14 protein-coding genes are annotated in these 18080 nt (G+C 66.5%); 6 read left to right on the top strand and 8 right to left on the bottom strand.

The genetic code is table 11. The features are described 5' to 3' along the window. Positions 1 to 377 precede the first annotated feature (377 nt). The gene (gene ttcA / locus Q319_RS0108910; protein WP_245619062.1) at positions 378 to 1265 is read right to left on the bottom strand and encodes a tRNA 2-thiocytidine(32) synthetase TtcA; all 888 of its coding nucleotides are present in this window, start codon (positions 1263 to 1265) and stop codon (positions 378 to 380) included. A gap of 134 nt (positions 1266 to 1399) precedes the next feature. Here ttcA and Q319_RS0108905 point away from each other — a divergent pair, with 134 nt between their 5' ends. Further along, positions 1400 to 3781 (top strand): transglycosylase domain-containing protein, encoded by a 2382-nt coding sequence (locus tag Q319_RS0108905; protein WP_029481959.1) that lies wholly within the window; start codon positions 1400 to 1402, stop codon positions 3779 to 3781. A gap of 290 nt (positions 3782 to 4071) precedes the next feature. Here Q319_RS0108905 and Q319_RS0108900 read toward each other — a convergent pair whose 3' ends face one another. The 3 genes from Q319_RS0108900 to Q319_RS0108890 form a co-directional block, all read right to left on the bottom strand. Further along, positions 4072 to 5562 (bottom strand): tripartite tricarboxylate transporter permease, encoded by a 1491-nt coding sequence (locus tag Q319_RS0108900; protein ID WP_029481956.1) that lies wholly within the window; start codon positions 5560 to 5562, stop codon positions 4072 to 4074. Beyond that, a complete protein-coding gene (locus Q319_RS0108895; RefSeq protein ID WP_029481955.1) occupies positions 5562 to 6074 on the bottom strand; it encodes a tripartite tricarboxylate transporter TctB family protein in 513 nt (170 codons plus the stop codon). Before Q319_RS0108895 ends, Q319_RS0108900 begins: the two co-directional genes overlap by 1 nt. Before the next feature lie 180 nt (positions 6075 to 6254). Next, positions 6255 to 7211, bottom strand: coding sequence for a Bug family tripartite tricarboxylate transporter substrate binding protein (locus Q319_RS0108890; RefSeq protein ID WP_029481953.1), 957 nt, complete (start codon positions 7209 to 7211; stop codon positions 6255 to 6257). 258 nt (positions 7212 to 7469) lie between these two features. Here Q319_RS0108890 and Q319_RS0108885 point away from each other — a divergent pair, with 258 nt between their 5' ends. The 4 genes from Q319_RS0108885 (at position 7470) to Q319_RS0108870 (ending at position 13381) form a co-directional block, all read left to right on the top strand. Then, positions 7470 to 9083, top strand: a complete 1614-nt coding sequence (locus Q319_RS0108885) for an ATP-binding protein (protein ID WP_029481951.1) — start codon at positions 7470 to 7472, stop codon at positions 9081 to 9083. A gap of 10 nt (positions 9084 to 9093) precedes the next feature. Continuing rightward, the gene (locus Q319_RS0108880; protein WP_029481950.1) at positions 9094 to 9807 is read left to right on the top strand and encodes a response regulator; all 714 of its coding nucleotides are present in this window, start codon (positions 9094 to 9096) and stop codon (positions 9805 to 9807) included. Positions 9808 to 10116: 309 nt separating this feature from the next. Then, positions 10117 to 12495 carry a penicillin acylase family protein gene (locus Q319_RS0108875; protein ID WP_051655231.1) on the top strand — a complete coding sequence of 793 codons (2379 nt, stop codon included), beginning with the start codon at positions 10117 to 10119 and terminating at the stop codon, positions 12493 to 12495. A gap of 286 nt (positions 12496 to 12781) precedes the next feature. Further along, positions 12782 to 13381: a hypothetical protein gene (locus Q319_RS0108870; RefSeq protein ID WP_029481948.1), complete on the top strand. Its 600-nt coding sequence runs from the start codon at positions 12782 to 12784 to the stop codon at positions 13379 to 13381. Positions 13382 to 13468: 87 nt separating this feature from the next. On the opposite strand, the gene Q319_RS0108865 is transcribed toward Q319_RS0108870, so the two are convergent. After that, on the bottom strand, positions 13469 to 15079 hold the full coding sequence (locus Q319_RS0108865) for a S49 family peptidase (RefSeq protein ID WP_029481947.1): 1611 nt from the start codon (positions 15077 to 15079) through the stop codon (positions 13469 to 13471). A gap of 148 nt (positions 15080 to 15227) precedes the next feature. Further along, positions 15228 to 15890, bottom strand: a complete 663-nt coding sequence (locus Q319_RS0108860; RefSeq protein ID WP_029481946.1) for a c-type cytochrome — start codon at positions 15888 to 15890, stop codon at positions 15228 to 15230. A 128-nt stretch (positions 15891 to 16018) separates the two neighbouring features. On the opposite strand from Q319_RS0108860, the gene Q319_RS0108855 reads away from it, so the two are divergent. Next, positions 16019 to 16813 carry a helical backbone metal receptor gene (locus Q319_RS0108855; RefSeq protein ID WP_051655230.1) on the top strand — a complete coding sequence of 265 codons (795 nt, stop codon included), beginning with the start codon at positions 16019 to 16021 and terminating at the stop codon, positions 16811 to 16813. A 3-nt stretch (positions 16814 to 16816) separates the two neighbouring features. Here the strand turns inward: Q319_RS0108855 and Q319_RS0108850 are convergent, their stop codons facing one another. Then, positions 16817 to 17299, bottom strand: a complete 483-nt coding sequence (locus Q319_RS0108850; RefSeq protein WP_029481943.1) for a hypothetical protein — start codon at positions 17297 to 17299, stop codon at positions 16817 to 16819. Between the two features lie 47 nt (positions 17300 to 17346). Continuing rightward, positions 17347 to 17931 (bottom strand): TetR/AcrR family transcriptional regulator, encoded by a 585-nt coding sequence (locus tag Q319_RS0108845; protein ID WP_029481941.1) that lies wholly within the window; start codon positions 17929 to 17931, stop codon positions 17347 to 17349. Between the last annotated feature and the right edge of the window lie 149 nt (positions 17932 to 18080).

The raw sequence follows: 18080 nt of genomic DNA, 5'->3' as shown, positions 1-18080 counted from the left end.
GGGGAGGGGGTGAACCGCAGACGCCCTCCCAGCGCACCTTAATCAAAACAGACGCTCCACTTTCCGAATAGGCTTTAAAGCTCTGGCGAGTGGCCCCGCCCCCCAGCTCCCCTAGGGTAGGGGAAGCTAACGTTGCACTGGGCAGGGGTTTTTGGACCTTGTGGTGGGAGAGGGCGGCGGCGGTTCGGGTCTGATGCCCTGCTCCGTTACGCCGAATGCGGCCCGTCCGCTGCGCCTAGAGGCGGCCTTCGGTGGCCGTTTGATTGGCTATTTTGGAAGTGCCTGGGTTGGCGTTTGTTGCTCCTGCCCCCGCGCAAAGAAGGTCGGGAGGGACTATCAGGTAGGCCCCTGGAGTCGGCGAGTCGCCCCCATTCTGTTCAGCCATCCACCATCACCAGTTCCTCCAGCCCCACCAGAAGCTCCCGTTCCGCGAACGCATCCGAATCGGAGGCGGTGTCGCTCTCCGCCCCAGCCCCGGCAAAGTCGAACAAATCGCGGTCCAGCAGGTGGCTGGGGGTTACGCGGCTCAGCGAACGCAGGATGTTGTTCAGGCGGCCCGGATGCTCTCGCTCCCACCCGGCCAGCATCTCGCCCACCACCACGCGCTGCAAATTGGGCTGAGAGCCGCACAGCGTACATGGGATGATCGGAAAGGCGCGGGCGTCGGCGTAGCGCTGGATATCGGCCTCTGCCACGTAGGCCAGGGGGCGAATGACCACGTTTCCCCCGTCGTCGCTGGTCAGGCGGGGGGCCATCGCTTTCAGGCGTGCGCCGAAGAACATGTTCATGAACAGCGTTTCCAGCAGGTCCTCGCGGTGGTGGCCCAGCGCGATCTTGCTGGCCCCCAGGTGGCGGGCGTGCGCGTACAGGTGGCCCCGGCGCAGGCGGCTGCACATCGTACAGGTGGTCTGGCCGGGTTTAGTTTTTTCCATGACCGTGCTGAACGTGTCGCGCTCCAGAATGCTGAACTCCACGCCCAAAGCGCTCAGATACTCGGGCAGGACGTGTTTCGGAAAGCCCGGCTGGCCCTGGTCCAGATTGACCGCCACCAGTTCAAACCGGATGGGCGCACGCCTCTGAAAGTGCAGCAGCACGTCCAGCAGCGTGTAGCTGTCCTTGCCGCCGCTCAGGCAGACCATGATGCGGTCCCCGTCCTCGATCATGGCGAAGTCGGTGATGGCCTGCGCGGCTCCCCTGACGATGGGCCTGAAGAGGTCTGTGGGCGGGGTGGCAGAGGGAAGGTGGCTCATGGGCGTGGGCTGCATGGTAGCGTCCTCCCCCTTATGACGGACGCCCCGGCCCCGGCTCTGGCCTCAGACTGCCTCACGATGACTGGCCCCTCCCCAGACCGTAATGCCCCTTTCGGCGTTGCCCTCCTCGCCCCGGTAGAGTGGTGGCGATGAGGTTTTTAGTTGGTCTGAGCCGTTTCGTGGCGATCACCGTGCTGCTGGCGCTGCTGGGCGTTCTGGTGCTGTGGTGGATGTGGGGCCGCGATCTGCCCAGCGTGAGCGATCTGGACGTGCTGGAGGTCAGCGGGCAGACCCGCGTGTATGACCGCCAGAACACGCTGATCGGCACCCTGACGCCCAGTCTGGGCGGCTCGGGCGGCACCAACCGCAACCTGCTCAAGCTGGGCCAGATCAGCCCGTGGTTGCAGAAGGCCGCCGTGACCAGCGAGGACCGACGGTTCTACGAGCATCACGGCGTGGATTACATCGGCATTGCGCGCGGGCTGATCAAGGGGCTGTTGCAAAACGATCTGGAAGGCGGATCGAGCATCACCCAGCAGGTGGTCAAGAACACGCTGCTGTCGGATCTTCAGGCGGCGCGCACGGCGGAGCGCAAATTCAAGGAAGCGGTGCTGGCCTTTCAACTGGACCGCAATTACGACAAGGAGCGCATCCTGAACGCCTACCTCAACATCATCTACTGGGGAGACGGCGGGCGCGACGACATCGTGGGGGCGGGAACGGCGGCGCAGGCGTATTTCGGCAAATCGGCGGCCAGCCTGAATCTGGCCGAGAGCGTGTACCTGACGACGATCATTCCCGCGCCCAACCGCCGTTACAAGCAGTTTGCCGCCTTCCGCCCGCTGATGAAAGACCTGCTAGGCCGCATGGTGGCAGACGGGCGCGTCACGCAGGCCGAGGCCGACGCCGCGTGGAAAACGCCTATTTATCCGGCAGGCTGGCGCATCGGCTGGAACACGGACGGCACCCTGCGCAGCGCCGTGCTGGAAAACACGGATCGTCTCCAGCAGAACATGAACGCGCTGGAGGCCGCGCAGGGCACAGGACGCTTTGCCTCCCAGTATTACCTTCAGGCGGTGGAAAAGGAATTGTTGCCCCTGATCGGGCGCAAGGCGCTGTACGGCGGCGGCAAGATCGTCACCGGCATGAGCCTGAGCGCGCAGCAGTCCGCCGAGCAGGCCAGTCTGAACGCTGCGCTCCCGGACGGCGCGACCCTGGGCACCGCGCTGGTCAGTCCTATCAACGGCGAGGTGCTGGCGCTGGTGGGCCAGAAGCTGACCGGGGGCCGCCCCAGCGACTGGGACAACGCCACCCAGGCGCGGCGGCAGGTGGGCAGCGCTATCAAGCCGCTGCTGTACACGCTGGCGCTGGAAACCGGCTGGAAGCAGAGTGACACCGTGCTGGACTCGCCGCTGCTGAATACCTCGTATCAGCCGCAGAATTACGATGGACGCTGGACCGGGCGCTACGTGACCATGCGCTACTCGCTGGACCACAGCCTCAACCTGCCCACCGTGCGGATCGGTCAGGAACTGGGCGTGCAGAACTTTGAGGCCAAGCTCAGGCAACTGGGCCTGACCCCGCCGCCCAACGCCGGACTGTCCCTGACCATCGGCACGCTGGAGGCCAGCCCGCTCCAGATGGCCGCCGCTTACGCCCCCTTCGCCAACGGCGGGCTGTATTACGCTCCCAGTCTGGTCCGCAGCGTGGAGGACGCGCGCGGCGTTTCCCTGTACACGCGCCCGGCCCCGGTGGCCAGGCGGGTCTGGGACGCGCAGACCGCGTGGCTGGGACTGGACATGATCCGGGGCGTGGTCAACGACCTGACCGTGGATCAGGGCGGCCTCGCCAACCGTGCCCAGATCGAGGGCCGTCAGGTGGGCGGCAAGACCGGGACCACCAACGAGATCAGGGACCTGTGGTTCGCGGGCGTCACGCCCACCGTCTCCGGGGCCGTGTGGGTGGGCCGGCAGGAGGGCGGTGCGCTGCCCTCCTGGGCCTACAGCGGTGAGCTTCCCACGCCGGTCTGGCAGCAGACCGTCGCCGGGGCGCTCTCAGGCCAGCCAGTGCAGACGTTCAAGGAGCCGGACGGTATTACCTACCGTGTGGTCCGTCAGGTAGAGATGGCCTTCCGCGCCGCCCAGGCCGACGAGGAACCCACCGCCCGCGACGGCAGCGGCAACAGCGGCAGCAGTTTTTTCAGGCGCAACCGCCCAGCGCAGCCGGAAACGCTAGCGCAGCCGGAAACATCAGCGCAGTCGGAAACGGTTCAGCCCGCCTCGCAGACGGTGACCCAGCCGGAGCCAGCGCCCGCCGTGAATGATCCCGAGCCGACGCCAGATCTTCAGCTCGTGCCCGAGGTGCAGGACATTCCCGCCGTCCCCATGACTGACGGTGAAGAGGTGGCCCCACCCGAGTCTCTGCCTGACGCGCCGCCCGAGGGTGACTCTGATATTCCTGCCGGGCCGGAGCCGCTGCCAGAGCTTTTGCCGAGTGATCCGCCCCTGGATGAGATTCTTCCAGTGAACTGAATGGTTGGAGGGGCGCTGCGCTAGGCACGAGTTCTTGGATGTGGCGGGTGGCAAAGTGCGGCGGCGTCCGGGTCTGATGCCCGGCTCCGTGACGCTGAATGCGGCCCGTGCGCTGCGCGTAGAGGCGGCCTGCGGAGGCTGTTTCGGTGGGATGTCGTGCCTGGTATTGACGGCTTGAATAGCCTCAAGAGAGTTCACGATTTGTCGCGCCCCTCGCTGGCGTTGGCCTCGCCCCACACGCATAAAAAAGCCCTCTCCGTGGGGAGAGGGTTGGATGATTCGGTGTTGGCTCAGGATGCCCGGCGTGCCCTGAACTTCAGAAGCTGCGGGACAAACAGCGCGGCCAGCACGCACAGCATCAGGAAGGCGGTGAGGGGCTGGGTCACGAAGATGGAGAAGTCGCCGTTGCTCTGCTGCAAGGCGGTGCGGAACTGCGCTTCTGCTGTCGGCCCCAGCACCACGCCGATGATCGCAGGCGTGACCGGGAAGTCGAAGCGGCGCATTCCGTAGCCAATGACGCCGAACAGCGCCAGCAGGCCCAGGTCAAACACACTGTTGTTCAGGGAGTAGACGCCCACCGTGCTGAACACCAGAATCGCGGCGTACAGGAAAGGGCGCGGAATCAGCAGCAGCCGCGCCCAGACCGGGGCCAGCGGCAGGTTCAGCGCCAGCAGCATCACGTTGCCGATGTACAGACTGGCGATCAGGCCCCACACCAGTTCGCCGTTGGTGATGAACAGCAGCGGCCCCGGCTGGAGGCCATACTGTTGGAAGGCAGCCAGCAAAATCGCGGCGGTGGCGCTGGTGGGCAGCCCCAGCGTCAGCAGCGGCACCAGCACGCCCGCCGCGCTGGCGTTGTTGGCGGCTTCCGGCCCGGCCACACCCTCGATGGCCCCATGACCGAATTCCTCCGGGTGCTTTGAGAGTCGTTTTTCCAGCGTGTAACTGAGGAAGGTGGGAATTTCCGCGCCGCCTGCCGGAATTGCGCCGAAGGGAAAGCCCAGCGCCGTGCCGCGCAGCCACGGCCCCCAGCTTCTGCGCCAGTCGGCCTTGCTCATGGTCGCGCCGCCTTGGAGCTTGATCACGTCGCTCTTGCCCTTTCGCAGGCGGCTGGCGACATACAGCGTCTCCCCGATGGCAAACAGGCCGATCACCACGGTAATAAAGTCGATGCCGTCCAGCAGTTCCGGGCGGCCCAGCGAGAAGCGGGCCTGACCGCTTTGCAGGTCTGTGCCCACCAGCCCAATCCCCAGTCCCACGAACAGGCTCAGCAGGCCGCGCAGTGGGCTTCCCCCGAAGGTGGCGCTGATGGTCACGAAGGCCAGCATGATCAGCGCGAACTTGGCACTGGGCGTGATCTGCACGGCGATGTCGGCAATGGCAGGGGCGGCGAAGGTCAGCAGCAGCGTGCCAATGGTGCCCGCGATAAACGAACCGATGGCGGCGGTGGCCAGCGCGGCGGCGGCCCGGCCCTTCCTTGCCATCTTGTTGCCTTCCAGCGCGGTGATGATGCTGGCCGACTCGCCGGGGGTGTTCAGCAAAATAGAGGTGGTGCTGCCCCCGAACATTCCGCCGTAATAGATGCCCGCGAACATGATGAAAGCACTCACGGGCGGCAGCTTGGCCGTCACGGGCAGCAGCAGCGCCACCGTCAGCGCCGGGCCGATGCCGGGTAGCACGCCCACCAGCGTGCCCAGCGTGACCCCGATCAGTGCCCACAGCAGGTTGATGGGGGTCAGCGCGGTTTCAAAGCCCGCCAGCAGAGAGGTCAGGGCCTCCATTACAGCAGGCCCTTCAGGATGCCGGGCGGCAGGCTCAGGCCCAGGCCGCGCGTGAAGGCCACGTAAGTGACCAGGGCCACGGCCAGCGCCACCCCGGCTATCAGGCCAATTCGGCGCTCACCGAAGGCCCAGGCCACGCTGCAATACATGATGGCCGTGCCGATCACGAAGCCCGCCGTGGTCAGCACCGCTGCGCCGAGGAGAAAGCCGCCCAGGATGATGCCGGGGGCCGCCAGATTGACCGGCACCGTCAGGTCCGTGTCTTCCTCGGCAGCGGGTTCGGCGCGGGCACCCCGCAGGACGCTCACGGTCAGCAGCACGCCCAGCACGGTCAGGCCCACACTGACGATCAGTGGAAACACGCGCGGCCCCACCACCGCGTTGATGCCGAAGGGAATTTCCCGGCTGCCGATAAACAGCGCGATGCCCAGCGCGGTCAGCGTCAGCGCCACCAGCAGATCGGGAACGCTGATGCCGGGCCGGGTGGGGGAAGTGGGCGGGGGTTGGGTCATGGAGTCTCCTTCGGGGGTTCTGAACGTTACGAGGTCTGAGGGACTGCTGTTCTCTGTATCTGAAAATCATTGCGTCTGGAAATGACTGTGCCCGCAAATCTTTGTGTCTGAAAAAGGAGTGAGGCGGAGGGTGTCTGTCTCCCTTCCGCCTCACCTGTGGTCAGCGTTGACCTGACCCGTTTACTTGACCAGGCCGATGCTTTGCAGCACTTCCTTGGTGCGGGCGGCTTCCAGCTTCAGGTACACGTCGAACTTGCTGCCGCTCAGGTACAGGTCCGTCCAGTTGCGGGTCTTGAGGGTGTCTTTCCACTGCTTGCTGGCGTGCATCTTGTCCAGGGCGGACACCAGCGCGGCCTTCTCGCTGGCGCTGATGCCGGGGGCGGCCACGATGCCGCGCCAGTTGGCCAGTTCCACGTTCAGGCCCTGCGACTTGATGGTGGGCACGTCGATCCCGGCCTGCGGCTTGGCCGAGCTGATGCCGATGGCGCGCAGTTTGCCCGCCTTGATCTGGGCCTCGAACTCGCCGTAGCCGGCCACGCCAGCCGCCACCTGGTTGCCCAGCAGAGCCGCCAGCGTTTCGCCGCCGCCGCTGAAGGGCACGTAGTTGATCTTCTTGGGGTCAATCCCGGCGGCCTTGGCCAGCAGGCCCACCAGCATGTGGTCGGTGCCGCCCGCGCTGCCGCCCGCAAACGCCGTCTTGCCGGGATCGGTCTTCCAGGCGGCCACCAGATCGGCCATGTTCTTGTAGGGGCTGGCGGCGGGCACCACGACCACCTCGTACTCGCCGGTCAGGCGGGCCAGCGGGGTCACGCGGCTCAGGTCCACCTTGGAGCCGTTGGTCTGGATCGCGCCCACCATCACCAGGCCCATGGTCATCATCAGGCTGCCGTCGCCCTTGGCGTTGGAAAGCTGTGCCAGACCAATCGTGCCGCCCGCGCCGGGCACGTTGAAGACCTGCACGGGCTTGACGATGCCCTGCTCCTGCAACACGGTCTGGATGGCGCGGCTGGTCTGGTCCCAGCCGCCGCCGGGGCTGGCCGGGGCCATGATCCGCAGGTTGTTGACGTTCTGGGCCAGGGTTGCGGGCGCAGCCAGCAGCAGGGCGGCAAGGGTCAGGACAATCTTCTTGTTCTTCATGGTGGAACCTCCGTGGAAAGGCGCGCTGAGGCGCGGATATAGATTGTGCGTAACATGAAGCCTATCTTCTCACTGGAAACTTGGCAAGGGGTAGGGACCGTCTGGCACGCAGTTTTTCATGAGCGTAATGCACAGCCGTGAACACAATGCACGCAAGTCGAGGCGGTCTGCCGAACAGGGCCGGGACTGCCGCAGCCGGGTCAACAACGCCGCTCGGCGCGGTGAGAGAGGCAGAAGTTCTAAGATGGTCTTCTTCTGATGAATTCCGTCTCCCATCCCCGCTCCGGCCTTCCCAGTGGAGGGCTGCAAGGCCGTCTGGTGCGCTGGCATCTGGCCGTGCTGTGTGCCATGACCGCGCTGCTGGTGGGGGTGCAGACGTGGCAACTCTACGGCGAGGCCCGCGAGCGGCTGGGCGAGCGGGCGCTGACCACCAGCCGTCTGGTGGCCCGGCTGCCGGAGGTGGTGGGCGGCGCGGCGGCGGGCCAGCCCAATCCGGCGCTAAACGCCCGTGTCAACTCGCTGCGCGGCGCGGCAGAGGCCGATTTCATCGTGGTGGGGGACCGCATGGGCATCCGGCTGGCGCATCCGGTCCTGGGACGCCTGGGCCTGCCGATGGAGGGCGGCGACAACATCGAACCCTTCGCAGGCCGCGAGATCGTGAGCGTGGCGCGCGGCAGCCTGGGGGTCAGCGTGCGCGGCAAGGTGCCGGTCTGGGAGGACGGAGAGGTGGTGGGCGTGGTCAGTACCGGCTACCTGATGCCGCAGGTGTGGTCCCTGGTGGGCGAGGCGCTGACCGGCCTTGCGCCGTGGTTCGTGCTGGCGCTGGGTCTGGGCAGCGGGGGCGCGGTGTGGGCCGCCCGCCGCCTGCGCGCCGAGATCCTGAATCTGGAGCCAGAGGAAATTGCCGCGCTGGCCCGCCAGCAACGCGCCGTGCTGGCCGCCTTGCGCGAAGGGGTGATCGCGGTGGACGGGGCCGGAAGGGTCACGCTGGTCAGCGAACGCGCCGCCGAACTGCTGGGCGAACGGCCCACTTCAACTCTCCTCTCGGATGTCTGGCCTGAACTGGCCCGCCTGACGCGCGGCGGCGTGGCGGCCCGGCAGCAGAATCTGGAACTGACCCTGAACGGCGAGCCGCTGCTGGCGAACATCGAGCCATTAGAGGGAGGCGGGTTCGTCTGCGGCTTCCGGGACCGCGCGCAGGCCCTGGCCCTGGCCGAGGAACTCACGCATGCACGCGGTTTTGTGGACGTGCTGCGCGCCCAGACCCACGAGTACCAGAACCGTCTGCACGTCATCTCCGGCCTGCTGCAACTGGACCGCCCGCAGGAGGCCCTGCGCGTGTTGAACGCCGAGATTCAGGCCGACGCCCAGTTCCGGCAGCTCTTGCGCGACGTGCAGGTGCCGCGTCTGGTGGCCCTGCTGGCGGGCAAGCGCGAGCGGGCGCAGGAGCTGGGCATCGACTTTGCGGTGGCCGAGGGCAGCGTCCTGTCACCCGTCTGGGAGCGGCACGCCGACACCCTGGTCACGGCGGTGGGCAACCTGACCGAGAACGCCTTTGAGGCGCTGGCGGGGCAGCCGGGCTGCGTCACGGTGTCCATCGGTGAAGACCCCGACGGGCTGCAAATCGAGGTGGAGGACAGCGGCCCCGGCGTGCTGGACGGCCTGGGCGAGCAGGTCTTCGTGCGTGGGGTGAGCAGCAAGGGCGAGGGCCGGGGGCACGGACTGGCCGGGGTGATGGCCCGCGTGGGCGCGCTGGGCGGGCAGGTGCGGCACCATCGGCGCGGCCTGAATACGGTGTTCGAGGTCAGCCTGCCTGCGCCGCTGCCGGCATTGTCCACACCTCCTGCCCAGCCCCAGCCGGTGGGCCAGTGAAGGTGGGCGCATGAACCCCGTGCCGCTGCCCGTGCGGGTGCTGCTCGTGGAGGACGACGTGCGCGTGGCCCGCGTCAACCGCGATCTGCTGGAACGGGACCCTGGCGTGCATGTGGTGGGCAGTGCGGCCAGTTGCGCCCAGGGCGACGCGCTGGCCCGCGCCCTCGCGCCGGACCTGATCCTGCTGGACGTGCATCTGCCCGACGGCAGCGGTCTGGGGCTGCTGCATCACTGGCGCGCGGCGGGTCTGCTGACCGACGTGGCCCTGATCACCGCCGCCGACGACGAGGCCAGCGTGAGGCTGGCGCTGGCGCATGGGGCTTTCGACTACCTGATCAAGCCGTTCACCGGGGCGCGGCTGGCCGAACTGGTGGCCCGCCACCGGGTGAGAAGCAGTGCCCGCCGCCCCGCTGTGGAGGGCGGTCCGCGTCTGGATCAAACTGGGCTGGACCGCCTGCTGGGCGTGACCCCCAGCGCCGCTGAAAGCCTGCCGCGCGGCATCGATCCCAACACGCTGGAGCGGGTGGCCGCCGCGCTGCGGGTGGCTCAGGCCAGCATTAGCGCCGAGGACCTGGGCGAGCGCGTGGGCCTGAGCCGCGTGACCGCCTGGAGATACCTGGAACACCTGGTGCGGGTCGGCGGGGCCAGTCTGGATCACGTTTACGGGCAATCCGGGCGGCCCGCCAAGCTGTACCGCTCTGCGGAGACAGGCGAGCTGGAATAGAGAACATCTCGCGCATGAGATTTCAGTCTCTCTGTTCCTGACCTGTGGTGTCATACAGACTCCGATTGAATCGTTTGCAAAAACGACGGAATCCGAGCGGATGCGAGAAGGAGAAGGACGGGTTCCGGGCGTGGAGTTAATGAACCGGAGCTTTCCCGGTTTGTTAACGGAACAGACGGAATCCGTGTCAGAGGGGCTGCTCTAAAGCTGTGGACTGGAGGGATTCGGCTCCCACTGCGCCGCCACCCGCTATGCTGCACGTCATCAAATTGCACTCAATCCAAGGTTTCAGTTCAGAAGGGAGGATCAATGGCTCGACGTGGATCGGTTTTACATGCGGTGGCTGGAATAGGGCGGGGTCTGCTGTGGCTGGTGCTGATCGTGCTGACGGCGGTGCTGGGCGTGGTGGTCTGGGCAAGGGTCACGTCCACACCGCAGGTCAGCGGAGACGTGACACTGAGTGGCCTGAGCGGTCCGGCCACCATCACCCGTGACGGGTGGGGCGTGCCGCATATCCGCGCCGCTTCCGACGAGGACGCCGTGTACGCGCTGGGCTATGTCCACTGGCAGGACCGCGCGTGGCAGATGGACTTCCAGCGCCGGGTGGTGGCGGGCCGCCTCTCTGAAGTGCTGGGCGCACCCGCACTGGCCCAGGACAAATTCCTGCGGACCTGGGGCTTCCAGAAGGCTGCCGAGTCGATCTTGCCTTCAATCTCCGAGCGCTCGCGCCGTCTGGTGGGTGCCTACACGGCGGGCGTCAATGCCGCTATGGCGCAGGGCAAAACGGCCCCCGAATTCCGCATTCTGGGCTACACCCCCGAACCGTGGAAGGAAGTGGACAGCGTGTCTTGGAGCAAGCTGATGGCCTATGACCTGGGCGGCAACATGGACGACGAGGTCCTGAACACCCGCGTCATGCAGCGCCTGGGCCAGCAGGGTCTGGACGAGGTCACGGCCCCCTACCCGGCAGACGGCCCCACCATCCTCAGCGGCGATGAGCTGGCGAAAACGGGGACGCTGCCGCAAAGTGAAGTTGAGACCGCCATGCTTTCCGCATCGGCCCTGAATGCTGTGCAGGCGCACCTGAACGCCGCCCGCGAACTGGGCCTGCAAGCGGTTCCCGGCAAGGGCAGTAACGACTGGGTGATCGGCGGAAGCCGCACCGCCAGCGGCAAACCCATCCTGGCCGACGATCCCCATCTGGCCCTGACCAGCCCGATGCTGTGGTATCTGGCCGACATCCAGGGGTCCAGTCTCAAAGCTATTGGGGCCAGCATTCCGGGCCTGCCCGCCATCGTGATCGGGCGCAACGAGCGGGTGGCCTGGGGCGTGACCAACACCAACCCCGATGTGCAGGACCTGTACATCGAACCCGCCGACGCCTCGTTCACGCAGCGCCAGGAAGTCATCAAGGTCAAGGGCGGCGCGGACGTGACCCTGACCGTGCGCGAGAGCAAACACGGCCCGGTGGTCAGCGACGCGGGCGCGGCAGACGTGGGGCCGCGCGTGGCCCTCAAGTGGACGGCGCTGCAACCCGGCGACACCACGATGGACGCCTTCATGGGCCTGAATTACGCGCAGAACTGGAACGATTTCAGGGCGGCCCTGAGCAGCTATGTGGCCCCCAGCCAGAACTTCGTCTACGCCGATGTGGACGGCAATACCGGGTATTACGCGCCGGGCCGGGTGCCGATCCGTGACGGCTGGGACGGCAGCCTGCCCGTCAGCGGCGACGGCAGCCGCGAATGGACGGGGTTTATCCCCTTTGAGGGCCTGCCGCACACCTACAACCCTGCCGATGGGCTGGTGGTCACGGCCAACAACAAGGTCGTGCCGGACAGTTACGCCTACAACCTGGGCAACGAGCGCAACTGGGCCGAGCCGTACCGCGCCTCCCGCATCACCGAACTGCTGACCGCCAAACCGGACGGCCTGACCGTGCAGGACGTGAAGGCGGTGCAGCTCGATACGGTCAGTCTGGTGTGGCAGGACATGAAAGACGCCCTGCTGGCCACCCAGCCCGATGGGGACCTCAGCCGACAGGCACTGGAACTGCTGCGCGGCTGGGACGGCAACGAGCGTATGGACGGGGTGCCGCCTGCCATCTTCGAGGCATGGCTGATGGAATTGCAGAAGATGGCCCAGGACGAGCTGGGCAACAGCGCCACCCTCAACAGCCTGAGCGTGCTGAAACAGCTTCAGGCGGGCGGCGAGCTGTGCCGCGACGAGGCGGCCAGAATTCAGAACTGCGCCGCCGAACTGAGTGCCAGTCTCAAAGGGGCAGTGGACGACCTGAGCGCCCGCCTGGGGACCGATCCGTCCGGCTGGACTTACGGCAAGCTGCACCATGTCGCCAGCAACCACCGCGCTTTCGGCAACGTTCAGGCGCTGTCATGGCTGTTCAACCACAGCGCGCCCACCAACGGCGGCACCAATACCGTGAACGTCGCCCGCCCCGAGCAGGGCACCTTCAGGCAGACGCACGGGGCCAGCTACCGCCAGATTGTGGATCTGAGCGACCTGAACAACAGTGTCTTTATCGGCAGCCTGGGCCAGGGCGGCAATCCACTGGGCGAGAATGTCAGCGATCAGCAGCCCATGTGGATTGCCGGGGAGTACCTGCCCATGAGTACGGATGCGGCGGACTGGGACGAGGTCGACACGCTGACGCTGACCCCCGGAAAATAGGGGAGAGAGGGGTGACGGTCCCGCGCCGCCAACGAACGCCAAGCTCCCCCTTAGAGCGTGTTTCAAAAGGGCCTCAGAATTTTCTCGACATGCAGAAACACGGGCTTTTTGCTCCTCGGCTCCGCAGCTTTGCAAGTCCCCCCTTGCGGGGGAGGTTGGGACTGGCACAGCTCCGCAGGAGAGGGGGGAACCGCAATCGGCTTCCAGACGCCACTTGCCGGGAGTGAGACGACTTTTGAAACACGCTCTTAGACTTTTAGCCCCCCGGACCCTTAGACTTTCCCACATGCCTGAATTTGACCGTGTGCGCGAGGCTCTCCGCGCCAGCATGAGCGCCTGGGCCACCCTGGAAGTGCGGGGGGACCAGGCGCGCGTGATTCCCGTCCCGGACCTGGACCAACTGGCCCTGCATCTGGAAGGTGCCGACCCGCACTGGAGCCTGACCTGGGCCTGCGACAGCGTGCAGCCCCCGGTGGTCCGCGCCCGCCTGACCCTGCTGGGCGTGACCCGCGAGGGCCTGTCGGGCGGCCACACCCTCGATGATGCCAAATGGGCCGCCCTGGCCGATGCCGCCCGCACCTTTGGCGTGGCCCCCGCCGGGGAAATTCCCTGGGTGGAATACGACGCCGAAGACGGCCCCAATACCTCCGATCTGGACGAGGTGACGCCGCTGCCCACCGCCCCTGCTGCCGCCACCCTGCCCCCGGACCCCCCCCGTGATCCCCAGATGGAAAAAGCGCGTGACCACATCAACGATCTGCTGGAGCAGCTCCGCGCCCTGGGCCGGGGCAAGGAGGCCACCCGCTTCATGATGCGCGGCTACGGCGAGAACGTGGAAGAAAGCCGCGCCATCTACAAGGAGATTCAGGCGGTGCTGAAAAGCTGAATCTCTCGAATCTCTCCAGTTGGAGACGACGAAACGCCCCTCTTCCACAGTCGGAAAGGGGCGTTTCGTTGGGTCAGAGCGTTTGTCTCAGCGCACCCTGACTTCCTGATCAAACCACGTCAGCACCCGCTCGCGGCCAAAGGGCCAGACGTTGACCTGGGCAGCGCGACCTGCCTCCTGCACAAATTCGGGCAGGGGACCAGCATTCTTGGGCGTGGCGGTGTACACCGGGGCGTCGTAGGGCAGTCCGGCGAATTCGCAGGCGCGTTCAATGCCGGTCCGCAGATCGCCCAGTTCGTCCACCAGACCGCGTTCCAGGCCGTCCCTGCCGCTCCAGATGCGTCCGCGCCCGATCTCGTTGACCTGCTCCTTGCTCATCTTGCGGCCCTCGGCCACACGGGAGGTGAAGCGGTCATAGACCTCCAGAATACCGCGCTGGACGTGTTCGCGCTCCTCGTCGCTATAGGGGCGGCTGGGGCTGTACATCAGGGCGCGGTCCCGGCCCACCCGTTCGGGATTCAGCCCCTGGCGGGCGTTGAACTCCTGCAAAATGGGCTTGCCACTCACCACGCCGATGCTGCCGGTCAGGGTGTACGGCGAGGCCACGATGTGTTTGGCGTGCGTGGCGACGTAATATCCACCGCTGGCCGCGTACTCCCCCATGACCACCACGACAGGCTTCTCGGAGGTAGACACCTCACGCCACATCAGGTCCGAGGCCAGTGCGCTGCCGCCGCCGCTGTTGACATACAGCACGATGGCGCGGGTGTCTTTATCCTCTTTCGCCCGTTTGAGGGCGGCCACCACCGTGTCCGACCCGGCCATCGGGCCGCCCAGCAGCGGTAAGGGCAGCGCGTTGTTGCGGCTCTTGCCCGTGACGATGGTGCCGATGACGGGCACAATCGCCACCTTCCCTGCTTTCGGGCTGCCAAATTTGCGGGGCATCAGCAGATCAAGCACGGCGGCCAGCGGACGGGTGCCGGGGCCGACGAGTTCGTCTTCGTAGGCGACTTTGGTGATCAGGCCCGCTTCCAACGCTCCCTGGGCGCTGGTCAGGTCCCCGGCCAGCCACGCCTGTGCTACCTCACGCTCTACGCCGCGCGCCGCTGCCAGATCGTCGGCCCAGGCGGCTTCCATGCCGTCTATGTACGCCTGAAGCTGCTCGCGGTTGGCGTCGTCCATGTGGTCCTGCGAGAAGCGGGTCAGCGCGGCCTTGTACTCGCGGATTCTCAGGTTCTCAAATTCAATGCCGTGCTTCTTGAGGAATTCGCCCAGATACGTCTGCTCTAGGCCAAAGCCGCCCAGCAGCACGTCCGCCGATTCGGGGGCGGCGATCTCCTTCGCGCCGCTGGCCGCGATCAGGGCGGTCATGGTCAGTTGCGGTAGGAACGCCACCACGCGCTTGTGCTGTGCCAGCCGTCCCAGCATCCCGCGAATAGCGTGCGCGGCGGCAGGCGAGGCCGTGAACTCACTGATCCTGACCAGCACGCCGTGCAGCCACTCGGCGTCACCCAGCTTCTCCAGGCGGGTTTCCAGCGCCTCCAGCGTCTCGGTGCGGCTCAGCAGGGCGGCAATCGGGTTGGCCGGGTTGCGCTCCGGGTAAGGGCCAGTCACGTCTAGCACGATCCAGGTGGGGTGGGTCATACCGCCGGGCAGGTCAGCGTTCTTGTTCAGAAAAGGGATGTTGATAGGAGCCATACCCGTAAACTACGCTCCCTGGCGTGAGTTGGTTCCCGGCGGGGCAAGTCCTGCGTTGAGCGTTTTTTGATCCTGCCGCTCCCCGGCAACAAAACTGGCAACAAAAAAGCCTGCCGCAGGGGCAGGCCACAGAAGCTGTTTCGGAGACTCAGAAATCCTTGACGTAGGCGAAGATGTTGGCGATGTCCGAGTCGGTGAGCTGGGCCTCGGTATACCGGGGCATGGTGGCGTTCAACTCCTTGCCGTCAGGCGTCTTGCCCTCACGCAGCACGGTGTTGAACTGGGTCACGGTCCACGACTTGGGACCGTTGGCCAGTTTCAGGTTCGCGCCGATGCCGCCGCCGCCGTCCGCGCCGTGACAGCCCGAGCAGTTGCTGACATACAACTCCTGGCCCGCCGAGGGATCGCCCTGCGTTTCGGCGGCCACGGCAGTCGCGGCGGGCGGATTGCCAGTGGCGGCCTGCTCGTTGCTGGCCGTGTCGGGATCGGTGGGAGTTCCGGCCAGCGCCGTGTCCGTGTCGCCCGTGGGCGCGCCCTCACCGCTCATGGCTCCGCCGGGCACAGCCACTGCGCCGTTGGGACCGCTGGTGGTGCCGCCTGCCTGATCGGGCTTCACGTCACCCAGTGCGCCGGGTGCGCCCGCAGCCCCGGTGGCGGCGGCGTTGGCGCTGGGGGCTTCCTCGGAAGACACCCTGGCGGTCTCTTCCGTCTTTTCCTCGTGTGGGGTGGTGGCGATCCGGTATCCGGCGACTGAACCGGCCAGGGTCAGGGCCAGCAGCAGCGTCATGGTGACGGCGAACGTGTTCTTCATGGCCCAGAGCTTACCACACGGTCAGGGGGCTTTTGACCGCGCTGGACGGGTCAAAGAGAGCCAGAACCACAATAGGGGGGCGGCGCGGTGGACCGGGTTTCTGCCCACGCGCGGCTACACTGTCCAGCATGGTTGTGTCCGGCAGGGTTTCTTCGGGTGTGGTTCCGGCGCGTTATCCCCTGCGGCTGGTTTCGCTGGTGTCCAGCAATTCGGACATCCTGGCTGCCCTGGGGGCCGCGCCGTGGGTGGTGGCCGCCGACTCGCACAGCGACGCGCCGGGCCTGGAAGCCGCGCGCCGTGTCGGCCCCGACTTGAACATTGATCTGGACGCGGTGGCCGAATCAAAACCCGATCTGGTCCTCGCCAGCCTCAGCGTGCCGGGGATGGAGCGTGTGGTGGAGGGACTGCACGAGCGCGGCCTGCCCACGTTGATCCTCGATCCGGTCACGGTGGCCGACACGCTGGACGATATCCGCCTGATCGGCAAAACGATTGGGCTGGAGCAGAGGGGGCAGGAGGTGGCTGCGCAACTGGAGGCGGACCTCGCCCGCCTGCGGGCCACCTATCCCCGCCCGCCGCGCGTGCTGGTGGAGTGGTGGCCCCGCCCGATCATCGCCGCCACCCGCGAATCCTGGGTCACTGAATTGCTGACCGGAATGGGCGCGGTCAATGCCCTGGAGACGCGGCCCGGACGCAGCACGCCCCTGACCCTGGACGAGGTGCGGGACGCCCGCCCGGATCTGATCGTGTGTTCGTGGTGCGGCGCTAAAAAACTGCGGCCAGAAGTGATTGAGGCGCGTGGCCTGGGCGTTCCGGTGATCGCCGTTCCTGAAAGTGGCCTGGGCCGCCCCGGTCCCCGCCTGCTGGAAGGCGCGCGGCAGATCGCGGCGGCGCTGGAGAAGCTGGCTCTGGCGGGTGCCTGAGCGCTAGCTGTTCTGCCTGTCCTGCGCCGTCATCAATTCCCGCAGTTGAAAGCTGTGCCGCAGCGGATGCATGACGGCGTGTTCCAGCATGGCATCTGCCCAGTAGCGCATTCCCGGCGTGTAGGTTTCCGGCTCCATGTCGGCATCTGTTACCCCGGCCAGCGGCACACGCCACCACGCCAGCAGCCGCTCCAGATAGGCTGCGGCCTGCGCCTCCACGTTTTCAATATCGGGCATAGGTTCTGGCTGGGGGTCCGGCAATTTCAGATGCCCGCACATGCGGACCATGTACAGCCCCGACGAGTTCAGCACATGCCACAGCAGATGCTCCAGCGATTGGTAGTGAGCGTCCGGCGTGGTGGGCAGGCGAACATTCGCCGCCCTCGCCCGTTGCCAGACCTCAATAAACTCGCGCATCTTCTCGTCGTGGAGCAGCACCAGCGCCCGCGCGGCGCGGGAACAGTAATCGGGTAACGGTTCGGCCATGTGCTCATCCTGCGCCCTGATGCTCCGTAAAGCATCGGCCAGAGCGCTTAATTCCAGCCCAGAATCGCCCGCAGCCCGCCCAGGCAGTCGGCGCGGTAGGCGGCCAGATCCGGTTCGGGATCGGCCAGGAAGCGCACGCTCAGGCCCTCCACCAGCGCCCGCAATTGCCGCGCGCGGGTCTGCGATCCAGCCTCTCCGGCCAGCCGCGCCAGTTCCAGGTCCAGTTCCAATGTCTGCCGCAGAAAGTCGCGCTGCACGGCCATCAACTCCAGGTCACGGGTGGCTGCCGCCAGAAAGTCCAGCGACACGGTATAGAAGCGGCGCGTGTTCTGGACGCCGTAAAACTGATTGTCCACAAAGGCCCGCAGCTTGGCGTCGGGCGTGTCGGCCTGCCTCAGTGCCCGGCGTGTTGCCACCGTGATGGTGCGGGTAAACCGCCGCATCACCGCCGAGAGCAGTCCCGCCCGGCTGCCGAAGTGGTACACCAGCGTGCCCCGGCTGACCCCGGCGTGTTCGGCAATGTTCGCCAGCGTGACCCCCGCGTAGCCGCGCTCGTACAGCGCCAGATACGCCGCCTTTTCCAGCGCCGAGCGCCGGGCGCGGTCCTGAATGGGGTTGACGGTGCGGGCCATAGGGCCTCTCAGCATCGGGGCTGAGGCGCGGGGAGTCAACTCTGGCGGCCCTGTGCATCCTGTCATCCTGTGCGTCCCATAACGCCGCGTCTCGTAACGCTTCCGTAATACGGCGGGTTCAGGTTACGGGTGGAGGAGAGCGCCGTGCG

Source organism: Deinococcus marmoris DSM 12784 (assembly GCF_000701405.1).
GTDB lineage: Bacteria > Deinococcota > Deinococci > Deinococcales > Deinococcaceae > Deinococcus > Deinococcus marmoris.
The sequence above is the reverse complement of the archived record's forward strand: the minus strand, read 5'-3'. Positions and strand labels throughout refer to the sequence as shown.

Coding starts and splice junctions, on each gene's coding strand:
- Q319_RS0108850 (WP_029481943.1), bottom strand. CDS start 17,299: ATGGCCGAACCGTTACCCGATTACTGTTCCCGCGCCGCGCGGGCGCTG.
- Q319_RS0108895 (WP_029481955.1), bottom strand. CDS start 6,074: ATGACCCAACCCCCGCCCACTTCCCCCACCCGGCCCGGCATCAGCGTT.
- Q319_RS0108855 (WP_051655230.1), top strand. CDS start 16,019: ATGGTTGTGTCCGGCAGGGTTTCTTCGGGTGTGGTTCCGGCGCGTTAT.
- Q319_RS0108885 (WP_029481951.1), top strand. CDS start 7,470: ATGAATTCCGTCTCCCATCCCCGCTCCGGCCTTCCCAGTGGAGGGCTG.
- Q319_RS0108860 (WP_029481946.1), bottom strand. CDS start 15,890: ATGAAGAACACGTTCGCCGTCACCATGACGCTGCTGCTGGCCCTGACC.
- Q319_RS0108880 (WP_029481950.1), top strand. CDS start 9,094: ATGAACCCCGTGCCGCTGCCCGTGCGGGTGCTGCTCGTGGAGGACGAC.
- Q319_RS0108900 (WP_029481956.1), bottom strand. CDS start 5,562: ATGGAGGCCCTGACCTCTCTGCTGGCGGGCTTTGAAACCGCGCTGACC.
- Q319_RS0108845 (WP_029481941.1), bottom strand. CDS start 17,931: ATGGCCCGCACCGTCAACCCCATTCAGGACCGCGCCCGGCGCTCGGCG.
- Q319_RS0108890 (WP_029481953.1), bottom strand. CDS start 7,211: ATGAAGAACAAGAAGATTGTCCTGACCCTTGCCGCCCTGCTGCTGGCT.
- Q319_RS0108865 (WP_029481947.1), bottom strand. CDS start 15,079: ATGGCTCCTATCAACATCCCTTTTCTGAACAAGAACGCTGACCTGCCC.
- ttcA (WP_245619062.1), bottom strand. CDS start 1,265: ATGCAGCCCACGCCCATGAGCCACCTTCCCTCTGCCACCCCGCCCACA.
- Q319_RS0108870 (WP_029481948.1), top strand. CDS start 12,782: ATGCCTGAATTTGACCGTGTGCGCGAGGCTCTCCGCGCCAGCATGAGC.
- Q319_RS0108905 (WP_029481959.1), top strand. CDS start 1,400: ATGAGGTTTTTAGTTGGTCTGAGCCGTTTCGTGGCGATCACCGTGCTG.
- Q319_RS0108875 (WP_051655231.1), top strand. CDS start 10,117: ATGGCTCGACGTGGATCGGTTTTACATGCGGTGGCTGGAATAGGGCGG.